Source organism: Paenibacillus sp. PvR098, assembly GCF_017833255.1.
Taxonomy (GTDB): domain Bacteria; phylum Bacillota; class Bacilli; order Paenibacillales; family NBRC-103111; genus Paenibacillus_G.
Window position 1 is genome coordinate 4,604,592 of the sequence record NZ_JAFIBU010000001.1, and the last position, 20,933, is coordinate 4,625,524.

The 20,933-nt window shown below is 52.1% G+C and carries 17 protein-coding genes and 1 other annotated feature; of the genes, 15 read left to right on the top strand and 2 right to left on the bottom strand.

Annotation, left to right across the window (positions count from 1 at the left end; all coding sequences use genetic code 11):
• Positions 1-8: 8 nt before the first annotated feature.
• From ccsA to hemB, 5 genes are all read left to right on the top strand, one after another.
• Positions 9-833: a cytochrome c biogenesis protein CcsA gene (gene ccsA / locus JOE45_RS22785; RefSeq protein ID WP_210022215.1), complete on the top strand. Its 825-nt coding sequence runs from the start codon at positions 9-11 to the stop codon at positions 831-833.
• A gap of 14 nt (positions 834-847) precedes the next feature.
• Positions 848-1,567, top strand: coding sequence for a precorrin-2 dehydrogenase/sirohydrochlorin ferrochelatase family protein (locus JOE45_RS22790; RefSeq protein WP_210022214.1), 720 nt, complete (start codon positions 848-850; stop codon positions 1,565-1,567).
• A 112-nt stretch (positions 1,568-1,679) separates the two neighbouring features.
• Complete coding sequence (gene hemC, locus JOE45_RS22795; protein WP_210023501.1) at positions 1,680-2,624, top strand: hydroxymethylbilane synthase; 945 nt, start codon at positions 1,680-1,682, stop codon at positions 2,622-2,624.
• 13 nt (positions 2,625-2,637) lie between these two features.
• Positions 2,638-4,179 carry a uroporphyrinogen-III C-methyltransferase gene (gene cobA, locus JOE45_RS22800; protein ID WP_210022213.1) on the top strand — a complete coding sequence of 514 codons (1,542 nt, stop codon included), beginning with the start codon at positions 2,638-2,640 and terminating at the stop codon, positions 4,177-4,179.
• Between the two features lie 29 nt (positions 4,180-4,208).
• Positions 4,209-5,204 carry a porphobilinogen synthase gene (gene hemB, locus JOE45_RS22805; RefSeq protein WP_210022212.1) on the top strand — a complete coding sequence of 332 codons (996 nt, stop codon included), beginning with the start codon at positions 4,209-4,211 and terminating at the stop codon, positions 5,202-5,204.
• Positions 5,205-5,213: 9 nt separating this feature from the next.
• Here hemB and JOE45_RS23750 read toward each other — a convergent pair whose 3' ends face one another.
• Positions 5,214-5,510, bottom strand: a complete 297-nt coding sequence (locus JOE45_RS23750) for a BCCT family transporter (protein ID WP_348632574.1) — start codon at positions 5,508-5,510, stop codon at positions 5,214-5,216.
• A 222-nt stretch (positions 5,511-5,732) separates the two neighbouring features.
• Here JOE45_RS23750 and hemE point away from each other — a divergent pair, with 222 nt between their 5' ends.
• The 4 genes from hemE to hemL all read left to right on the top strand — a co-directional run bounded on the left by hemE (position 5,733) and on the right by hemL (position 10,860).
• The gene (hemE, locus tag JOE45_RS22815; RefSeq protein WP_210022211.1) at positions 5,733-6,806 is read left to right on the top strand and encodes a uroporphyrinogen decarboxylase; all 1,074 of its coding nucleotides are present in this window, start codon (positions 5,733-5,735) and stop codon (positions 6,804-6,806) included.
• A 1-nt stretch (position 6,807) separates the two neighbouring features.
• Entirely contained in the window at positions 6,808-7,752 is a 945-nt protein-coding gene (gene hemH, locus JOE45_RS22820) for a ferrochelatase (RefSeq protein WP_210022210.1), read from the top strand.
• A 4-nt stretch (positions 7,753-7,756) separates the two neighbouring features.
• A complete protein-coding gene (hemG, locus tag JOE45_RS22825; protein ID WP_210022209.1) occupies positions 7,757-9,175 on the top strand; it encodes a protoporphyrinogen oxidase in 1,419 nt (472 codons plus the stop codon).
• Positions 9,176-9,558: 383 nt separating this feature from the next.
• Entirely contained in the window at positions 9,559-10,860 is a 1,302-nt protein-coding gene (hemL, locus tag JOE45_RS22830) for a glutamate-1-semialdehyde 2,1-aminomutase (protein WP_210022208.1), read from the top strand.
• 147 nt (positions 10,861-11,007) lie between these two features.
• On the opposite strand, the gene JOE45_RS22835 is transcribed toward hemL, so the two are convergent.
• The gene (locus tag JOE45_RS22835) at positions 11,008-12,507 is read right to left on the bottom strand and encodes a phosphodiester glycosidase family protein (RefSeq protein ID WP_245247127.1); all 1,500 of its coding nucleotides are present in this window, start codon (positions 12,505-12,507) and stop codon (positions 11,008-11,010) included.
• 195 nt (positions 12,508-12,702) lie between these two features.
• On the opposite strand from JOE45_RS22835, the gene JOE45_RS22840 reads away from it, so the two are divergent.
• From JOE45_RS22840 to murC, 6 genes are all read left to right on the top strand, one after another.
• Complete coding sequence (locus tag JOE45_RS22840; RefSeq protein ID WP_210022206.1) at positions 12,703-12,864, top strand: hypothetical protein; 162 nt, start codon at positions 12,703-12,705, stop codon at positions 12,862-12,864.
• A 1-nt stretch (position 12,865) separates the two neighbouring features.
• Positions 12,866-13,744, top strand: a complete 879-nt coding sequence (locus tag JOE45_RS22845) for an RluA family pseudouridine synthase (protein WP_210022205.1) — start codon at positions 12,866-12,868, stop codon at positions 13,742-13,744.
• A 102-nt stretch (positions 13,745-13,846) separates the two neighbouring features.
• Entirely contained in the window at positions 13,847-14,905 is a 1,059-nt protein-coding gene (locus JOE45_RS22850; RefSeq protein ID WP_210022204.1) for a LysM peptidoglycan-binding domain-containing protein, read from the top strand.
• Between the two features lie 163 nt (positions 14,906-15,068).
• Positions 15,069-15,324, top strand: a binding site (T-box leader).
• Positions 15,325-15,429: 105 nt separating this feature from the next.
• Complete coding sequence (locus tag JOE45_RS22855; protein WP_210022203.1) at positions 15,430-18,102, top strand: valine--tRNA ligase; 2,673 nt, start codon at positions 15,430-15,432, stop codon at positions 18,100-18,102.
• 8 nt (positions 18,103-18,110) lie between these two features.
• A complete protein-coding gene (locus JOE45_RS22860) occupies positions 18,111-19,490 on the top strand; it encodes a bifunctional folylpolyglutamate synthase/dihydrofolate synthase (protein ID WP_210022202.1) in 1,380 nt (459 codons plus the stop codon).
• Between the two features lie 8 nt (positions 19,491-19,498).
• Positions 19,499-20,878: a UDP-N-acetylmuramate--L-alanine ligase gene (gene murC, locus JOE45_RS22865; RefSeq protein WP_210022201.1), complete on the top strand. Its 1,380-nt coding sequence runs from the start codon at positions 19,499-19,501 to the stop codon at positions 20,876-20,878.
• Positions 20,879-20,933: the final 55 nt, after the last annotated feature.

A 20,933-nucleotide genomic window follows, 5' to 3' on the forward strand; every position in this document is an offset into this window, starting at 1 on the left:
GGGAGACCATGCTCAAGCAAACCTGGTTTTATGATGCCATTATTTATATTTATGCCCTGAGCCTCCTGTTTTACTTCTCGGACTTTGTTGGTTCGAACCGAAGTGCGAAACGGATGGGAACAGGGTTGCTTTCTTTTGTATGGGTATTGCAAACCGCATATTTGGTTTATAGTTTGCTGAAGCACAGCAATCTATCGACCTTTTCGATGTTCGAAACGCTTTTTATATTTTCCTGGCTGCTTGTTACTGTATCTATCATCATCAATCGTTTTTTTCGGATTGAGCTGTTTGTCTTCTTGGTTAATGTGTTTGGCTTTGCCGTGCTGGCGGCCAATTTTTTCAGTAGGCCAGGGATATCTCCTACATTGTCGCATTGGAATATTACTGATGAACTTTTATTCATTCATATTACGCTGGCAGTGGGAGGTTATGCCGCCTTCGTCATCTCGGCCGTGTTCTCCGGCATGTATTTGTTTTTGCACCGCAAGCTGAAGGAAAAGCAGTGGTCCCAACAAATGCAGCGCCTGCCGAGCTTGGAGAAAACGGATCACTATGCGCTCGTTGCCGCAGTAATTGGCGCACCGCTGCTTCTGCTGAGTATATCACTTGGGATCGTGTGGATTGCGCTGGAAGGTGACTTCATGCTTTTCTTCGATTCCAAGGTAGTGAATTCATGGTTTGTTCTTTTGGCTTATATTTTTTATTTAATTCAACGGCTGCTGTTGAAAGCACCGGGCAACCGGCTGGCGCTTTGGAATTTGGCGGCATTCGGGATTACCTTGCTCAATTTCTTGCTGGCTAACTACTACTCCGGCTTTCACCAGTGGTCATAAGGGAGTATGGGTAAATGTCCAAAACATGGTACCCGATCATGCTTGATCTTGAAGGTAAGCCGTGTCTCATTGTCGGGGGCGGCAGGGTAGCAGAGCGCAAAGCGCGCACGCTTATGAAGGCGGGGGCGAGCGTGACCGTGGTTAGCCCGCAGGTAACACCGCAGCTGGAAGCTTGGAAGGCGGAGGGGCTTATACAGACGCAGCATGAGGTATATACCATCGGGCTTGCAGTGTTGGCGGAAGCGTGGCTCGTGTTTGCCGCCACCGGTGATGCGATGGTGAATGCCCAGGTATGTGCAGAGGCGGAAGCACTCGGTAAGCTCGTGAATTCAGCCGACGATGCGGAGACCGGAGGGTTTATCGTTCCGGCGACCCTGCGGCGCGGCCGGTTGACGCTGGCCATTTCGACCGCAGGGGCAAGTCCTGCGCTGGCCGCCAAGGTGCGTCGGCAGCTTGAAGATGTGTTTGGCGAGGAATACGAGCATTATTTGGAACTGCTGCACGAGCTTCGATTGACAGTTCAAGCCATCGTACCCGATACGTCAGAACGGCAAGAGCTGTTTCGGGCCATGCTGGGATGGGAGCTGCTACCCCTGCTTAAGTCAAACAGCGTATCAACCGTTCAATTGCGGTCAGAGCTGCTGAAACGCGTGGAAGCAGATCCGACAACCGAAGGCATACACCTGATCGGATCATGGCTGCGGCATCTGCAAGATTCTTTGAATGGGAATTAATGGAATCGAGAAATGAAGGGTATGCTTGATGATATTACGATAGAAGCTTTCTAATATAGACTAGGTCATTAGCAATGAGGCTAACTGAGTGGACAAGGGGTTGACCGAACGCATGCGTAAAATCGTTGTAGGGACAAGACAAAGCGCGCTCGCTTTAACGCAAACCGGACAGGTGATCGATCATCTTCGGGAGCTGTGTGAACAGGCCGGTATTAAAGCGGACTTCGAACTGAAAAAAATAGTTACGAAAGGAGATCGGATTCTCGATGTAACGCTTTCCAAGGTTGGCGGTAAAGGTTTGTTCGTCAAGGAAATCGAACAAGCTCTCCTTGATGGTGAAATCGATCTGGCCGTACATAGTATGAAAGATATGCCCTTTGAGCTTCCGGAAGGATTAGTGATTGGCGCCATACCGGAACGAGAAGATCCACGCGACGCATTGATTACACTTGGGGGTCGAGGAATAGACGAGCTTCCCATGGGCGCTAAGGTCGGTACAAGCAGCCTGCGCCGCTCAAGCCAATTGCAGCACCATCGGCCGGACCTGCAGATTGAGCCGGTACGCGGCAACATTGATTCACGGCTGCGCAAGCTGGAGACGGAAGGCTTCGATGCCATCGTTTTGGCCGCGGCGGGTTTACGTCGGGTTGGCTGGGAGGATCGCATCAGCGCTTACTTGCCTCCTGAGTTGTGTCTGCCTGCCGTCGGACAGGGTGCGTTGTGTCTCGAGTGCCGCAGCGATGACAAGTTTGTGGTTGACCTGCTTTCCGAGTACCGTCATGAGCCTACAGCCATTGCAGTACGGGCAGAACGAAGCTTCCTGGGCCGCTTGAACGGGGGCTGCCAGGTTCCGATTGGTGCTTATGCACAGCTGGGCAGCGTCAACAACGAGGGCAAACCGGAAATCGCGCTGACCGGCATGGTTGGATCGCCTGACGGTAAACAGATGCTTAAGGAAACCATGACCGGGACTGATCCGGAAGAGCTGGGATTAGCTTTAGCCGAGGCGTTAATCGCCAAAGGTGCCGCAGAGTTGCTATTAATCGCTGGGGAATAGGGGAGAAACGGTTGTGAAAAAGGGTGTCGTTTATCTTGTCGGTGCCGGACCTGGCGATCCGAAGCTGATTACGTTAAGAGGTCTGGAGGCGATACAGCGGGCCGATGTGGTTGTTTACGACAGACTCGCCAGCCCGCGTCTCCTGAAGCATATGAAGGCCGGTGCGGAGAAAATTTTTGTGGGCAAGCTGCCTGATAAGCATATGTTGAAGCAGGAAGAAATAAACCAACTGCTGGTGGATCTTGCTCTTCAAGGGAAAACCGTGACTCGGCTCAAGGGCGGGGATCCGAGTGTGTTCGGACGCGTGGGAGAGGAAGCGGAGCTGCTGGCGGAGAACGGGATCAAGTTTGAGATCGTTCCCGGCATTACATCGGCCATTGCCGTACCCGCTTATGCAGGTATCCCGGTGACGCATCGGGATTTTACCTCCTCATTTTCCATCGTCACAGGTCATGAGTATAAGAATAAAACCTACTCCAGCGTCAATTGGGAGAACCTGGCTCAAGCATCGGGCACGCTTATTTTTTTAATGGGCGTGGCTAATCTGGAGCATATATGCACGCAGCTTATCCAAGGCGGTAAATCTCCGAAAACGCCTGTTGCAATCATCCGGTGGGGAACATGGATGGAGCAGGAGACGTTGACGGGCACGTTGATCGACATTGTGGAAAAGGTGAGAGCGGCCAATTTCCAATCGCCTGCGGTTACGATCGTTGGGGAGGTCGTCAAGTTGCGTGACAAGCTCGCTTGGTTCGAGCATAAGCCGCTCTTCGGGCGGCGCATCCTGGTGACCCGTGCGCGCAGTCAAGCCAGCGACTTGGTCAGCCAAATTGATGAGCTGGGCGGCGAAGCCGTGGAGTTTCCGGTGATTCGTACGCAGCAAACAAGCGATCCCGGCGCTCAAGTACTACGAGATGAGGCTATAGGCTCCCTCGAGCAATTCGACTGGGTCATATTTACGAGCGTAAACGGTGTGGAGTCCTTCTTCCAAAGAATGCGTGAGCTGCATAAGGATATACGCTCGCTTGCGAAAGCGCGTATTGCCGCCGTTGGTCCGAAAACGGCGGAAGCATTGGAAGAGCGAGGTTTGATGGTCGAAACGACCCCCTCCCGGTATCAAGGGGATGCGCTTCCTGACGCACTGGCAGGCAAACTGCAGCCGGGTCAGCGGGTACTTCTAGCGACAGCCAATATCGCTCGGGATGTTCTGCCGAGCAAGCTAAAGGAGCTCGGCTTACACGTAACCAAAATCGATGTTTACGAGACGGTGCTGGAAACCGATGGCGGAGAAGACATCATCGAACTGCTAAAGCAAAACAAAATTCATACCGCTACTTTTACAAGCTCATCTACGGTAACGAATCTGCTTTATGCATTAAAGGAGCTTGGTGAACAAGAGCCGGTTGAACTGCTGCGTGGCTGCAGCATTGCTTGTATCGGTCCGCTTACAGCTCAAACCGCCTCAGAGACGGGACTGCATGTGGACTATATAGCCGAAGAAGCAACGGTCTCGTCACTCGTAGCCAGCTTATATCAACAGGATGGCGGCGAATAAGCCGACAAATGGTGCAAGGAGGAGAATCTATGAGTTTCCCGCTCGTTCGAAATCGGAGACTGCGTACGTCTCATGCGCTACGTCATTTGGTGAGAGAACACGCTGTTTCCGTTCATGATCTGATTTACCCCATATTTGTGACACACGGTTCCGGGATCAAGGAAGAAATCAGCTCGATGCCAGGAGTATATCATTTATCGATGGACCGGTTGGAGGAAGAGATTCGTGAAGTGACTGCTCTTGGTATTCAAGCGATTCTCTTGTTCGGCGTACCGGAACATAAGGATGCTCACGGTAGCTCGGCTTATGACGTGAACGGTATTGTACAACAGGCAACCCGCAAAATCAAAGAGTGGAATCCTCAGCTGCTGGTTATTGCTGACACCTGCCTGTGTCAATTCACAGACCACGGCCACTGCGGTATCGTTCATTATGATGAGGCTAAAGGGCGCGCTGAGGTGTTGAACGATCCGTCATTGGAGCTGCTCGTCAAAACAGCAGTATCCCAGGCCGAAGCCGGTGCGGATATCATTGCGCCATCGAACATGATGGACGGGTTCGTGTATGCGATCCGACAAGGCTTGGACGAAGCCGGTTATGAGCATGTGCCGATCATGTCTTATTCGGTCAAATATTCTTCTTCATTCTACGGACCGTTCCGCGATGCTGCTCATTCGGCTCCGCAGTTCGGTGACCGGAAGACATACCAGATGGATCCTGCAAACTCCCGCGAGGCTCTGCGAGAAGCGGAAGCCGATATCGCGGAAGGGGCAGACTTTCTCATGGTGAAGCCGGCGCTGGCATACATGGATATGATCCGGATGCTGCGCGACCGCTACGATCTGCCGATTGTCGCTTACAACGTCAGTGCCGAATATTCCATGGTGAAAGCCGCGTCGGCACAGGGCTGGATCGATGAGAAAGCTATCGTTATGGAAACGATGGTTGGCTTTAAGAGAGCTGGTGCGGATGTGATCATCACTTATTTTGCCAAGGACATCGCCCGTTGGCTCAGAGAAGAGTAAGCTCATCACTCATAATACGACCAAACGTTTGTCTTCCAAGCTGCGCTGCGGGGGACAAACGTTTTTTCGTCTTAGCCCGAACCTAACGTTTTTGATGTTTAATGAGGTCTTCGAGTGCTTTGCGCATTTCCTTTTCTTTTTTTCGCCCAAGCGGATTTTTCCGTATTTACTGAAACCAAGATAAAGGATGAAGATTAAGAATCCGAAGGTAACCAGCAAATAAAACCATCCGAATGTTTCATGTAGTGAATTGAAGCAGGTTGTTCGCTGAGGCAGCAAGCCCTTCCGGGGGAAAGGATGCCCCAAATCACAAACGCAAAAATAATGATGCAGGACATGCCAAAAACCATCATTGTCCCTTCGTTCCTAGGATATGAAGGCTATATTTCCCATGAAACGGGTCAAGCATGCATTACGCTCTGTCATATATTTGTCGGAAAAGGGCGGCTGACACACGTTGTTACATGCTTCCAAATAGGGCATAATGGTAAGTATATAATGGGAGTACACGGAAAAGAGGAATACTAGATGAGCTACAATGATTTGTTTATTCGAGCATGCAGAAAACAGCCTGTCGACACGCTGCCCGTGTGGTATATGCGTCAAGCGGGACGGTACGATCCGGATTATCGGAAAATCAAAGAAAAATACAGTCTTCTTGAAATTTGTGAGCAGCCGGAGTTAGCAGCGGAAGTGACAATGATGCCGGTCAAAAAGCTTGGTGTGGATGCGGCGATTCTGTATTCGGATATCATGAATCCAGTGGCTTCGATTGGGATCGATTTTGATATTGTGAAAAATATAGGTCCGGTTATCCATAACCCGATTCGTACGGCTGCGGACGTGCAACGGCTGAAACCGATTCAAGTGGAGCAGGATTTATCTCACGTACTGAAGACGATTGAAATTTTGGCTGGAGAGCTTCAGGTACCGCTCATCACGTTTGCGGGCGCACCGTTTACCATTGCCAGCTATTTGATTGAAGGCAAGCCATCCAAAAGCTATATTCGCACCAAAGGCTTAATGTATGGGGAACCTAAGGTTTGGTTCGAGCTGATGGACAAATTAGGAGATATGGTGATAGCCTATCTGAAAGCCCATATCGCATCCGGCGCCAAAGCGGTCCAATTGTTCGACAGCTGGGTAGGGGCGTTATCCCCAGCCGATTTTCAGACGTATGTTCTCCCGACGATCCGGCGTATTTTTGCCGAGCTGGAGTCATATGACCAGCCGAAAATCTATTTTCCAGGCGTAAGCTCTGGAGAGCTGCTGCCTTATTTGAGCGATATCGAGGCCGATGTGATCGGACTGGATTGGCGTGTTCCCATTACGGAAGGTCGCCGGCGGGTAGGCAGCCGGTTTGCCGTGCAAGGCAACCTGGACCCTTACGTCCTGACGGCTCCTATGTCGGTCATTGAAGCGCAAGCGAAGGCGATCATTGACGAAGGTATTCAAGAGCCGGGGTATGTGTTCAACCTCGGACACGGCTTGTTCCCTGAGGCGTCCTTAGATAAGCTGAAGGAGCTTACGGACTTTATTCATACGTATTCTCGACAGGCGTTGAAAGCGCAGGGAACTTCTATACAAGAAAGCGGTGTATAACATGAGTTCAACAGAGATCAAGCGCATTGGTGTTCTCGTCATGTCTTACGGAACGCCTGAAAGTATCGATGATATTGAAGCCTATTATACGCATATCCGGAGAGGGCATCCTCCGACACCGGAGCAGCTGCAGGATTTGAAGAGCCGCTACGAAGCTATTGTTGGAGGCGTATTTCCGCTTCGAGAGAACACAGATAAACAAGTGAAGGCGCTGGAGGATCGGCTGAACGAGAAATATCCGGGCACGACGTTTATTTGTTATCAGGGATTAAAGCATGCCGCTCCTTTTATTGAAGACGGAGTGGAGCAAATCGTGCAAGACGGTCTTACGGAAGCGGTCGGGGTCGTGCTGGCTCCGCATTATTCCTCGATGAGCGTCGGCGGCTATATTAAACGGGCGCAAGCAAAGGCGGATGAGCTTGGATTAAGCATTCGCTTCGTACACAGCTATCATCTGCATCCCAAGCTGATCGAGGCCTTAGCGGTGCGTGTGGAAGAAAGCTTAGAGCGATTCGAAGGTGTGGAGAAGGACCGGGTCAAGGTCATTTTTACCGCACACAGCCTGCCGGAAAAAATACTCGAGATGAAAGACCCGTACCCGGAACAGCTGCTGGATACCTCCAAGGAGATCGCGGCCCGAGTCGGCCTGAAGAATTGGCAATTCGGCTGGCAAAGCGCAGGACAAACCGGTGTTCCATGGCTTGGCCCCGATGTTCTGGACGTGCTTCGTACCATTAAGGAAGAGAAGCAGGCGGAGCATGTGTTAGTCTGCCCGATCGGGTTTGTATCCGATCATCTTGAAATATTGTACGACCTCGATATTGAGGCGCAAAAAACGGCTCGCGAGCTCGGACTGCAGCTGGAACGCACCCGTTCCTTGAATACCGACCCGCTGTACATGGAAACGTTAAGCGAAGTCGTCTATGCACAGTTGGAGAGGAATTGATTGAATGGACGGCAGCGCCAAACACGTCGTTATTATCGGCGGAGGCATTACAGGCCTTAGCGCCGCTTATGATTTGAAGAAAAGCTCGAACACACCTTTGCGGATTACCTTGATGGAAAAAGGGGAAACGTTCGGGGGGAAAATCCACACATTAAAGCGGGACGGCTTCATCATTGAGAAGGGACCGGATTCGTTCTTGGCCCGGAAGCAGCCTATCATTGATTTAACCCGGGAGCTTGGGCTGGAGGATCAACTGACAGGCACGAATCCTAACGCGAAGAAAACCTACATTTTATCGGGGGGCAAGCTGCATCGAATGCCTCCCGGCCTGATGCTGGGGATTCCTACCCAGATGGTTCCGTTTATGCGAACGGGACTTTTATCGATGTCCGGCAAGGCTCGTGCAGCTTTGGATTTGGTACTGCCCAAACGGACGTCGCCGGAGGACGAGTCCCTCGGGCATTTTTTGGAGCGGCGTCTGGGGACTGAGGTGCTTGCGCAAATCGCAGAGCCTTTGCTGGCAGGCATTTATGCAGGCGATACGTATAACTTGAGCTTGAGAGCGACCTTTCCGCAATTTCACGCTATTGAGCAGAAGCACCGCAGTCTGATCCTGGGCATGATGCAAAACCGGAAGGCGGGCGGCGAGGAAAGCCGGACACTGCCGGAAGCTGCGCGCAATACGACGTTCCTGACTTACAAGGAAGGACTGGAAACGTTGGTTCACGGACTGCTGGATGCATTAGACGATGTACGTTTTCTTAAACAATGCGGCGTATCACGGGTGGAGAAGACGGAGCAGGGGTACAGGGTTATACGGGAAGACGGAGCGGCGGAGGAAGCCGACGGGGTCATTGTGGCGCTCCCCGCTTACGGGATTTCTGAAGTGCTTGGTACCGAGGTTCCCGAAGTACGAGAGCTGGACCGGATTGATTACGTATCCGTGGCGAACGTCATTCTGGCGTTTGATTCCAAAGACATGGTTCGTGAGCTTGACGGCTCGGGGTTTGTGGTACCTAGACGTGAAGGGCGGTTTATAACGGCTTGTACCTGGACATCGGTCAAGTGGCTCCATGCAGCTCCAACCGGTAAGGTGCTGCTTCGCTGCTATGTTGGGCGTTCGGGAGATGACCGTTGGCTGCATATGACGGAGGACGGGGTTCTCCGCGCGGTGCGGAAAGATTTGAAGGATACGATGGGGATCACAGCCGAACCGATATTTACGGAGATGACGAAGCTGATGCGCTCCATGCCCCAATATCCTGTTGGACATCTTGAACTCATCCGTCGTGTCCGCGAAGCATTGTCCGAACGCATGCCCGGAGTGCTGGTGACGGGAGGAGCATTCCAAGGGGTAGGCCTGCCGGACTGTATCCGGCAGGGGAGGGAAGCCGCACAGCAAATGGCGGCCCATCTGAAGTAGAACGAGAGAAAGCCCGATGTGATCGGGCCTTCTTTTGTCCTCTAAGCTTGGCCAGATCGAGAGTCATGTCCGAACCGGTGAAGGTAAGAATCTGTCTTTCCTGAAGGTCGCGGATGACCTGCAGCAGCACGGGCGTGTAAAGTGTAATGAGAACGCTCTCCTCCAGAGTCTGATCCGAAGCGGTGCGCGGCTTGCCGTCAATGAGCGAAAGCTTGCCGATTTTGAACATGGACAAATACTTTTTCATCGCCCGTATGGCTGTATTGGAAGACAGGGGTGTCGGTCTGCTTTGTAAGTGATATAATGACAGTGAGATTATCCGGTTAATTATATATCGGCTGAGGGATGGTTTCAAGTATAACTATAGCAAAGGTGGGACCCAAATGAACGATCAGCGCAAACGTTCCGACGCGCGTTCCGCACAAGCTTTTGCGGAAGCGAAGCAATACATACCTGGAGGTGTGAACAGTCCTGTCCGCGCCTTCAAATCGGTCGGATTGACACCGCTGTTTATGGTCAAAGGAGCCGGTTCCCGCGTCTGTGATGTGGACGGTAATGAGTTCATTGATTACATCGGATCGTGGGGGCCGCTTATTGTTGGACACGCCCATCCGGAAGTCATAGAGGCCGTGAAACGAACCGCAGAGCTCGGTACAAGCTTCGGAGCGCCGACAGAGCTGGAGACGGACATGGCCAAATTGGTTATCGAACGTATCCCTTCGATCGAGATGGTCCGAATGGTCAACTCCGGTACGGAGGCAACAATGAGCGCGCTTCGGCTCGCCAGGGGCTACACAGGCCGCAGTAAAATTCTGAAATTCGAAGGCTGTTACCACGGCCATGCGGATTCGCTGCTGATTAAGGCGGGTTCAGGAGTTGCCACGCTTGGCCTTCCGGATAGTCCGGGCGTACCGGAATCCGTAGCGGCCAATACGATTACAGTTCCTTATAATGATCTGGAGTCGGTACGGCTTGCATTCGAAAAGTTCGGTGAAGAAATCGCCGCGGTTATCGTTGAGCCGATAGCCGGAAATATGGGCGTCGTACCGCCGCAGCCTGGCTTCCTTGAAGGCTTGCGGCAAACGACCGCTTCTTACGGCAGCCTGCTGATCTTTGATGAGGTCATGACCGGCTTTCGCGTAGGTCTACACAGCGCACAAGGGCTCTACGGTATCACTCCGGACCTCACCTGTCTCGGTAAGGTGATCGGTGGAGGTCTTCCTGTAGGCGCCTACGGCGGTAAAAAGGAGATTATGGAGCATATCGCTCCAGCTGGACCGATTTATCAGGCGGGAACACTGTCGGGGAACCCGCTTGCCATGGCGGCCGGTTACACGACGCTGAAACTGCTAGGAGCGCCGGGCGTTTATGAGGAGTTGGAGCGGAAGTCCGCTAGACTGGAGCATGGCTTCCTGAAAAATGCCAGTGAGCTGGGGATTGCGTCTACCATTAATCGCGTGGGCTCGATGGTATGTCCGTTTTTCACGGACGCGAAGGTAGTTAATTATGAGACGGCGAAGCTGTCCGATCTAGACCGGTTTAACCGTTATTTCGCAGCGCTGCTTGATGATGGGGTTAGTATTGCCCCTTCGCAGTTCGAGGGGATGTTCGTTTCGGCAGCCCATACGGACGCGGATATTGACGCGACGATTGAGGCGCATTATCAGGCGCTGAAGCGTCTGTGACATAAAGCCAAATCCGCTGCTGGCCGCTTTGATACAAAAGATCGAAGCTGCAAACAAAAGGCTCCCTGTATTCCTCAATTTGAAGAATACAGGGAGCCTTTTGTTTTGTTGGGTGGCTGGAGTATATAGGAAGTTCTTTGTTCCCTCCTAATTGGATGCCGGAATCGGTCCCTGCAAAGCCCCAGCGGTATCTATCTTTGTTTGTGCCTCCACGGCACCACCGGAATGTTCCATGGGGGGGATTCCCGAATCCTTGTCGTCAACTGGCGCCAGCGACGGTGCGGAAACCGGTGGAGGCGCGGTTATTTCCGAAGGGATTTCGCTGCCGACCGAACTTCCGTTTTCTTTCTGAACCGTTGGGGCGTGGGAGTTCCCCGTCTCTGTCGCGCTGGGCTTCGTCGGAGTCGCTCCGGCGGAGGTGTCGGCTTTGTCGCTGTGACTATTTTCCTCGCCGCCTGCTGAAGGCTTCGTTTCAGTGGAAGCAGGCACGCTCTTCGGTTTCTCGACGCTTGCAGGTTTGGCCGGCACGGGTGCCGGGTTTTGCTGCTGGCGCGCTTTCTTCTCCGCTTGCTCCCGCAAAAATTCCGGGTGGTCATAGGAGCCTCCGGGATCGATTTTATCTACGCCGTCCCAGACACGGTTCGCAACCACGGCTGATGGATTGTCGTAAACGAGAAAGGCGGAAGGCAGCCTGCGCTCACCGTAACGGCTGGACGGATGGGTTACCAGCTGGTCTCCGACCACGAGCTCGGAAGAAGCCCCGCCGTCCAAATTTCCTGCATTGACGGCGCCTTCTTTCAGCAGTATATCTTGAACCTCCTTCAAGGTGGCTCCTACGCTGTTCGATTGGCGGCCGTCGATGACGATAAAAATGACGGTACCGTCGGGCTTTTGCCCAACGGCGGTTCGCGGCGCACGGCCCCAGCCGCCGTCACCGCTTGTAATAAGCGGCTTGCCGTTCGCAATCAGCCTTGGGTAGAACGATACGGCTTCGGAAATCCCCATATCCCTCAGCTCGAAAATATTATATTTACCGATCACGAGTTTACCTTCCTTGGTAAAGCCGATAATATGCTGCGGAATACTCCCATCTTGATCCGTGAAGATAATATCGCCGCCCGAGATAACGACGCCGATGGCGGCAAAGCCGTTGCCCAGACCCTCCGGATCGTCAAAGCTTCCTCCGTTGACTCCGGCCACAGCGCCGGTACGGCTAACCATGGAAGTGATTCGTTCCCCTTCACCCGACTGGAACGGTGTCATGACGCGAATCGATTTCGGATCGAACACGTACATCTTTTTACCTTTCCATAACGGGCCTGATATGTCCTCCACTTGAACCCATTCGTCTGCGGAGCGATGTTGGCTGATGCTTACCATTCCTAGATCTTGCTTTTCGCGGGCGGCGTCTTCAATAGCGTTTTGCATCTTTTGAACCAGCAAATCTCGCTGTTCCGCACCCACAAAGATCCAGGCCCAGCTCCGATGCTGAGTGGTAATGACCGTTTCTGCAAGCCACACTCTAATTTGATTTCCCGGTCCGGTCAAAAATAAAAAACTAGAGGTCAAAAAAGTGAAAAGAGCGATCCCAAAGAGTGTTCTCTTCAGCCTGCCCCAGCTTCGGATCCTTTGCAAGACAGTAACCAATCGTAGTCTCTCCCATATGAAATAATCGAAATGAACAATGGTCAAATTAAATTTGCTTTCACATTCTATCATATTGAAGTACCTATTAACAGAGTTTGCTAGAGTCAGATAGACGCTCCTCTGGCAATGTAACCGCTTTGAGAAAATACCGCGTTTTGGTAGAATGTTGTTAAGTCTATGGATGGAGGAAGTTACGTGATCTTGAAAAAATACAGTTTTTTTGGCATCACGCTGGAAATGATACTTGTAATGGGGCTGTTCTTTGTCCTGCTTTTAGTCATTTTGGCGGCGGCTAGGATCGAGTGGATGCACTATCGTAAGAAACTCACTGCCAATGGTGTCGAGGAGGATTCCTAAGATGAGCGTATGGCGCCGTAAGGGTGAATGGCTTGAATGGACGGCCGAGCAAGACGTTCATTCAATAGAAGATATCCGTCATGCATTGGCCGTAACGGTGGGAGATCGATTTCTTCAAAAGCTGTTCCGATCGAGCAATATTCAGTGGAAAGGCCGCAGGGTGATGCTTCGCTTGTTTCCTGAGGAAACCCTCCAGTATGTACCTGAATGGACAGAAGTCGAAGTGCTCTATGAGGATGATTTCAGCCTAGTGGCGAACAAGCCTGCAGGTATGAAGGTGCATCCAACACGTGATGGGGAAACGGGTACGCTGCTGCATGCGCTGGGCTCGTATCTGGAATCGACCGGACAACGCTGTCGCCCGCGTCACATTCACCGGTTGGACGAGGACACGACTGGGCCGGTGCTGCTGGCTAAGAATGAGTGGGCGCAATCTCGTTTGGATGAAGCGATGCGGGACAAGCGAGTAGAGCGGATTTATGTTGCTTTGGTACAAGGACATCCGCCTGAAAGCAGGGGGCGCATCGATGCGCCGATCGGCAGGGACCGACATCACGCGACGCGCAGGCGCGTATCCCGCACGGGGGATCCCGCTGTAACCCATTACGAGGTTCTGGAAAGGCTCGATTCGGCATCACTTGTAAGGTTAAGACTGGAGACGGGGAGAACACACCAAATCCGCGTTCACATGAGCCATCTGGGGCATCCTCTGCTAGGTGACTCGCTCTACGGTGGCCGCACGGCGGGCATGGGTATGGCTAGGCAAGCGCTCCACGGGGAGCAGTTGGTGTTCTCTGAACCATTCACGGGAGAACGAATGGAAGTGCGAGCCACTTGGCCTGATGACTTTGCGGTTCTTTACGAGCAATTGAAAAAATAGTAGTCATGCTCCTCCATCAGCAGCCATATAAATTGTAAAGACCAATGCGCTGACGATCTTTCTTTTTCTGGAAAGGTGAAATGTGGAAGGGAGGATGTTACATTGACGAAGCAGCATAACGGGCTTAGGTTTGATATTTACGAACGTGTGCATTTATCCGAAGGTGTGCTTGGCATTAAGGAGCTGGAAGGGGTGGAACTGATTCCCCACATTCAGGTGCTTCCGCAAGGAGAACAAGCCGTGCTTCGCGGCAATCTGCTATTGACGGGGACTTATGTCGATGAACTGGAGCGTACGGATCAGACATTGCAGCATTTGATTCCGGTAGAAATCACGCTGCCGATGAATCGCGTGCAGCGTGTGGAAGATATCGCCGTTGAGATCGAAAATTTCGACGTGGATCTGCTGTCTGCTCGAAGCTTGAATGTGACGGGAGTGCTGTCGCTCGGAGGCGTCGAGAATGTTTCAAGCTCGGAGTCCGATCAATGGAGGGAAACCGAGGAAGAGGTCGTGTTTGTCCATGAGGTGCCGGAGCGGCGTTCCGAGATACAGGAGGAATCGTCGTCGTTAAGTGAGTCCGCTGGGGAGGAAATCCCTCGTTCGGAACAAGCTCCCGCAGAGGTCTTGCCGCAGGAGAAGGCTGAGCCAAGCAGTCAGCAAGAACCTACTGCTCCGCCAAGCGAGCCGGCAAAGAAAGAGGAGAAGGAGTCGGAGCCCGAAGCTTCGGGGGCCGTGAAGGAAGAAGAACCAGCCGCGGAAGCCGCGGCGAATACGACGGAGAAGAAGGAAATGAAAGTCGGCCTGGGCTCTAAAAAAACGACTGACGCAGCCGAATCCGCTGCGGAGCCGATATACAAGTCGTTCGGTCTGGCTTCGCTGCTGAAGCATGGTTCCTCCAAATCGGACACACGGCCTCCGGAAGATGGACAGTCTACGGCACAAAAGCTGCCTTCGGAGAAGGTGGAATGGAAAAACCTGCTCCTGAGTGCCAATAGAGAACAGCAGGAGTTTAAGAAGCTCCGGATGTGCATTGTGCAAAAGGAAGAAACCCTTGAAACGATTGCCAAACGCTATGATTTAAATCCAAGAGAAATCGCGCTTTACAACCGGCTTGGAGAGGGCGAATTAATGGAAGGACAAATTGTCTACATACCGAAATAAGCTGCAGAGCTAATAAAAAATGCCCGATCAGCCTTCATACAGGCTTGTTCGGGGATTTTTTTGTCTATACTTGTCGTAAAGGAAGTCTTAAAATAGACGGGTGAAAATGGTTCTTGTATTGACTCTCACCTTATGATTGTTTATCATAATACGCATAGATGCAGTAAAAACATTGAAAGGGAATAGTAGACAGCGAACCCTTCAGAGAGTGGAGCCAGCAAGAGGCTGGAAGGTTCCGCAGGAATGTACCTGTCGAAGTCGCCCCGGAGTTGCCGAATTGAAAGTGAAGCTTAGATTCGGCCGGTTGCAGCCGTTACCTGTTTGAGCGCCGTATTTTGACCGGAGGAGACTCCGCTTAATTCATGCAAAAGTACGGAATAAAGGTGGTACCACGGAAGCGAGAGCCTTTCGTCCTTTGCGGCGAAAGGCTTTTTTGGTATTATGCAGCGATGCGGATCTTGGAGGCTGCGCCCCTGCGACATATATCCCTACTGAATTAGAATGCAGATGGAGGTTTGCCAGTTATGGAAGAAACAAAACAAGCGGCCACGCCGGATACGTCGATGCCGACGACTTATGACCCGAAGGAAGCCGAGAAGAAATGGTATGAATACTGGCTGAAGGGCCAATATTTTCAAGCGGGTCAGCGTCAAGACGCGAAACCCTACACGATTGTCATTCCGCCGCCGAACGTGACTGGTATGCTGCACATCGGCCATGCGCTCGATTTTACGCTGCAGGATATCATGGTCCGCACGAAGCGGATGCAGGGTTATGATGCACTGTGGCTGCCGGGTTCCGACCATGCGGGTATCGCTACCCAAACGAAGGTAGAGCAGAAGCTACGTGAGGAAGGCGTGACCCGTTATGACCTGGGTCGGGAGAAATTCCTTGAGAAAGTATGGGAGTGGAAGGAACATTATGCGGGTACAATCCACGAACAGTGGGCCAAAATGGGCTTCTCTCTCGATTATTCCCGTGAACGCTTCACACTGGATGCAGGACTATCGAAGGCGGTGCGCGAGGTATTCGTCCGTCTCTATGAAAAGGGTTTGATCTATCGCGGTAAATATATCATCAACTGGGATCCGGCTGCCCGTACGGCGCTTTCCGACATTGAGGTAGAGTACAAAGAAGTGCAAGGTGCTCTCTACCATTTGAAATATCCCGTCAAAGACAGTGAGGAGTTTATCATTGTTGCGACGACCCGTCCGGAGACGATGCTCGGGGATACAGCGGTGGCTGTACATCCGAAAGACGAGCGATACAAGCATCTGATTGGAAAGACGCTTATCCTGCCGATCATCGGAAGAGAAATTCCGATTATTGCCGATGAGTATGTTGAGAAAGAGTTCGGAAGCGGCGCGGTTAAGATTACGCCGGCGCATGATCCGAACGATTTTGAGGTAGGCAAGCGCCATGATCTGCCTCAGGTGCTCGTGATGGACGAGTCCGGTACCATGAACGGGAATGCGGGTAAATACCAAGGGCTCGACCGCTTCGATTGCCGTAAGCAAATCGTTGCAGACATGAAAGAGCTGGGCGTGCTGATCAAAATCGAAGAGCATGTGCATCAGGTCGGACACAGCGAACGCAGCGGTGCCGTCGTAGAGCCGTATTTGTCGACTCAGTGGTTTGTGAAGATGAAGCCGCTGGCAGACCGCGCGATAGAAGCGCAGAAATCCGCTCAAGGCGTTAACTTTGTGCCAGACCGGTTTGAAAAAATATATTTGCATTGGATCGAGAATGTGCGCGATTGGTGCATTTCGCGTCAGCTTTGGTGGGGCCACCGAATTCCTGCATGGTACTGTGGCGACTGCAGCGAAGTCATCGTAACCCGCGAAGATGCGACGGTATGTCCGCACTGCAGCGGTACACACTTGAAGCAGGATGAGGATGTGCTGGATACTTGGTTCAGCTCTGCGCTGTGGCCGTTCTCCACGCTCGGCTGGCCCGAGCAAACGGAAGATATGAAGCGCTACTACCCGACCGACCTGCTGGTTACGGGATACGATATTATTTATTTCTGGGTCGCTCGAATGATTTTCAGCGGGCTTGAGTTTACGGATAGCATCCCGTTCAAGGATGTTCTCATTCACGGCCTGGTGCGCGATTCGGAAGGACGGAAAATGTCCAAGTCGCTTGGTAACGGTGTCGACCCTCTCGAGGTGATCGAGAAATACGGCGCCGATGCGATGCGCTTTATGATTTCAACGAGCTCCACACCTGGGCAGGATCTTCGTTTCCGTTGGGAAAAGGTAGAGCAGGTCCGCAACTTTGCGAACAAAATATGGAATGCGTCGCGTTTTGCGCTCATGAATCTCGGTGACTTCAAGGCCTCCGATATCGATCTGAATGGAGAGCTGGGAACGGCCGACCGGTGGATATTGCACAGGTTGAATGAAACCGTACGCGATGTTACCAGACTGATCGATTCGTACGAGTTCGGCGAAACGGGACGACTGCTCTACAACTTCATTTGGGACGATCTGTGCGACTGGTATATCGAATTCAGTAAGCTGTCCTTGTACGGAAATGATGAGGCCGCCAAGAAGACGACAAAATCCGTGCTCGCGTATGTGCTGGATCGGACACAGCGGTTGATTCATCCGTTCATGCCATTCATCAGCGAAGAAATATGGCAGCATTTGCCGCATGAAGGAGAAACGATCACGCTTGCCGCTTGGCCGACATTCGAAGCGCGTTTTGAGGCCCCGGAGGCCGTACGCGAAATGGAGCTGTTGATGGACATCATCCGTTCCGTCCGCAACATTCGCGCGGAAGTGAACGTTCCGATGAGCAAGAAAGTCGACCTGCTTGTGAAGCCGGCCGGCAGCGAAACGTTTGCCATCCTGCAGCGCAACGAAGAATACGTACGCCGTTTCTGCAATACATCTTCTCTGGAAATCAATTCGGAGTTAGCGTCGCCTGACAAAGCGATGACAGGGATCGTAACCGGGGCGGAGCTGTATTTGCCGCTGGCTGGATTGATCGACATCGCTCAGGAAATTGCCCGGATGGAAAAAGAGCTGGCTACACTCCAGGGCGAGGTCGACCGTATTGAGAAAAAGTTGTCGAATCAAGGCTTTATTGCGAAGGCACCGGCTAAGGTCATTGACGAAGAAAAGGCGAAGCTCGCCGATTATGCCGACAAGCGGGATAAAGTGATTGCCCGTCTGACGGAGTTGAAAGGGTGATACTTGCGATGAGCGAAGCTAAACAATCTGCTCAGGCAGGAGCGTTCCAGACGGTTAGAGAAGCGGTGGATTGGCTTGTAAGATACATTCCCCTGGCAGGCATCAAGCCAGGACTGGAACGGATGGAGCAGCTCATGGAGCTGCTCGACAACCCGCACCGCCGGTTAAAATTCATCCATGTGGCCGGAACGAACGGCAAAGGCTCGGTATGCGCCTATTTGTCGGAAGTCATTCGAGAAGGCGGATACCATGTAGGGACGTTTACGTCCCCTTACATCGAGAGCTATAACGAGCGGATCCAGCTTAATGGGCAGAACATTTCCGATGAAGACCTGCTTCAGGTCATTAATAAAATAAAGCCCGTCGTGGATCAAGTGGCGGATAAGTATGGGCAGCCCTCCATGTTCGAAATATCGACCGTGGTGGCTATCGAATATTTTGCGCGTGTGGCTTTTCCCGATTTTGTCGTCTGGGAAACGGGTTTAGGCGGGCGCCTCGATTCGACCAATATCGTCACGCCGCTCGTTTCGGTGATCACGAACATCGGTCATGATCATATGGACTTTTTGGGTGATACCCTGGAGCAAATCGCAGCGGAGAAAGCGGGCATCATCAAGTCCGGTGTTCCGGTAGTAAGCGCCGTGAAGCAACCGGAGGTTGTGGAAGTCATTGAGCGAAAGGCCAAAGAAAAGCAAAGCAAGCTTTATTTGCTGGGTCGTGAATTTCGTTATGATTCGGTCTCAACCAAAGAAGACGAGCAGACGTTTGACTTCAAAGGCTTGTTTCGCGCCATGCCGGACGTGACGATTTCTCTGAACGGGGCGCATCAAATCGAGAATGCTTCCGTCGCTCTGATGACGTTGGAAGTGCTGCGCCAATATTATGCTTTAATTGTAGATGACGAGGTTCTGCTTGCTGCTCTGAAACGGACGCAGTGGGCTGGGCGTCTCGAAATGGTATCGACAGCACCGAGGATTTTGATCGACGGAGCGCATAATCCGGAAGGGGCCGAATCGCTGGCGAAGGCGCTGAAAGAGACATATTCGTATAAAAACCTTCATTTTGTCATGGGAATGCTCGATAACAAGAATCATTCTGGCTATTTCAGGCATATACTACCAATAGTGAATACTCTCATCCTTACCGAGCCGAATTGGCACAAGAAAGCCTCGGCAGATACTCTCGCCGGACTGGCTAGGTCGTTACTGCATGAGTACGGCCGCAGTGATGTGGAAGTGATCGTAGAGCCGGAATGGAAGGCGGCGCTCGAGCGAGTCAAGGGCTTGACGGCAGAGGACGACCTTACCGTCGTCTCGGGCACGTTATATTTGATAGGGGATGTTCGTTCCTGGATCAAGCATCAATCCGATTCTGAAAAAGGCTGGTGAGAACGCGAGTGAATACATCGGAGCATATCCATTTTATCGGTATCGGCGGGTATGGTATGAGTGCCATTGCCAAAGTGATGCTGGAAATGGGCTACCAAGTATCGGGATCCGATTTGGCGCAGCAGGAGCTGACGGAGAAGCTGGCAGCCAAGGGAGCGCAGGTGTTTATCGGACACGAAGCGCAGAATGTGAAGGGAGCGGACGTCGTCGTATACTCCACGGCGCTGTCTAAAGATAATGTAGAGATGGTCGCGGCTGAAGAGCTGAAGATCCCGATTTTGCACCGGGCACAAATGCTGGCGAGACTAATGAATGCGAAAAAAGGCATTGCGGTGGCGGGAGCGCACGGAAAAACGACAACGTCATCCATGATTGCCTTGGTGCTGGAGCATTGCGGACAGGACCCGACCTTTATCATTGGCGGGGAAATCATGAACGTTGGCAGTAATGCCAAAGCCGGCAAGGGCGAGTGGGTCGTGGCGGAGGCGGATGAGAGCGACGGTTCGTTCCTGCAGTACCAACCTAGTATCGCACTGGTAAACAATATTGAAGCGGATCATCTTGAAAACTATGACGGCAACTTTGAAAATTTGAAAAACGCCTATGCCCGGTTTTTAAGCCAGGTGCAGAGTGACGGTAAAGCGGTCGTTTGCAAGGATGACGTCTATTTGCAGGAAATGATTCCGCAAATCAAGAGCGAGGTCATCACGTATGCGATCGATACGGAAGCGGATGTGATGGCTCGAAACATATGCCTCGGCGACCGAAAGGTCACGTTTGAAGTAGTGGGAGGCGGAGTTCTTCTCGGAACGGTTCGTTTATCCGTGCCCGGCAAGCATAATGTCTACAATGCGATGGCTACGATCATTACCTGCATGGAAGCGGGCCTAACATTCGAGCAGGTAGCGGAAGCGATTACGGAATTCCGCGGAGCCAAGCGCCGATTTCAGGTGCTGGGTGAAGTGAATAACATCTTGGTCATCGATGATTATGCACACCACCCTACTGAAATCGAAGCGACAATCCAAGCAGCCAAAGCGACGGGCAAGCGCATTATCGCCGTGTTTCAACCGCAGCGGTATACGCGGACCTATTTTCTGTTTGAGCAGTTCAGCCGTGCCTTCCCGGATGCGGATGAGGTGATCATTACGGACATCTATTCCCCGGCAGGGGAGAAGCAAATCGAAGGGATCAGCTCGGCCAATTTGGTGGAACTGATCCGCAAGAACAGCAACCCGAATGTTCGTTATGTCCCAACAAAGGAGCAGGTACAGGCCTATTTGTACGATTCTGTGCGTCCGGGCGACCTGGTTCTGACGATGGGCGCAGGGGATATTTGGAAAGCGGCTGATGGACTGGCCAAAGCCCTTGCTGAAAGTCCGAAATAAGATTGAATCTGCACAATAAAGCCTCCGAAGAATTCCGTTGTGTGCTAGACGGAAT

What these genes read in the sequence shown, in the direction of transcription:
- hemE (WP_210022211.1), top strand. Translation starts at nt 5,733, where the DNA reads ATGAGCTACAATGATTTGTTTATTCGAGCATGCAGAAAACAGCCTGTC.
- hemL (WP_210022208.1), top strand. Translation starts at nt 9,559, where the DNA reads ATGAACGATCAGCGCAAACGTTCCGACGCGCGTTCCGCACAAGCTTTT.
- hemC (WP_210023501.1), top strand. Translation starts at nt 1,680, where the DNA reads ATGCGTAAAATCGTTGTAGGGACAAGACAAAGCGCGCTCGCTTTAACG.
- hemG (WP_210022209.1), top strand. Translation starts at nt 7,757, where the DNA reads ATGGACGGCAGCGCCAAACACGTCGTTATTATCGGCGGAGGCATTACA.
- hemB (WP_210022212.1), top strand. Translation starts at nt 4,209, where the DNA reads ATGAGTTTCCCGCTCGTTCGAAATCGGAGACTGCGTACGTCTCATGCG.
- hemH (WP_210022210.1), top strand. Translation starts at nt 6,808, where the DNA reads ATGAGTTCAACAGAGATCAAGCGCATTGGTGTTCTCGTCATGTCTTAC.
- JOE45_RS22855 (WP_210022203.1), top strand. Translation starts at nt 15,430, where the DNA reads ATGGAAGAAACAAAACAAGCGGCCACGCCGGATACGTCGATGCCGACG.
- JOE45_RS22845 (WP_210022205.1), top strand. Translation starts at nt 12,866, where the DNA reads ATGAGCGTATGGCGCCGTAAGGGTGAATGGCTTGAATGGACGGCCGAG.
- JOE45_RS22790 (WP_210022214.1), top strand. Translation starts at nt 848, where the DNA reads ATGTCCAAAACATGGTACCCGATCATGCTTGATCTTGAAGGTAAGCCG.
- JOE45_RS22860 (WP_210022202.1), top strand. Translation starts at nt 18,111, where the DNA reads ATGAGCGAAGCTAAACAATCTGCTCAGGCAGGAGCGTTCCAGACGGTT.
- ccsA (WP_210022215.1), top strand. Translation starts at nt 9, where the DNA reads ATGCTCAAGCAAACCTGGTTTTATGATGCCATTATTTATATTTATGCC.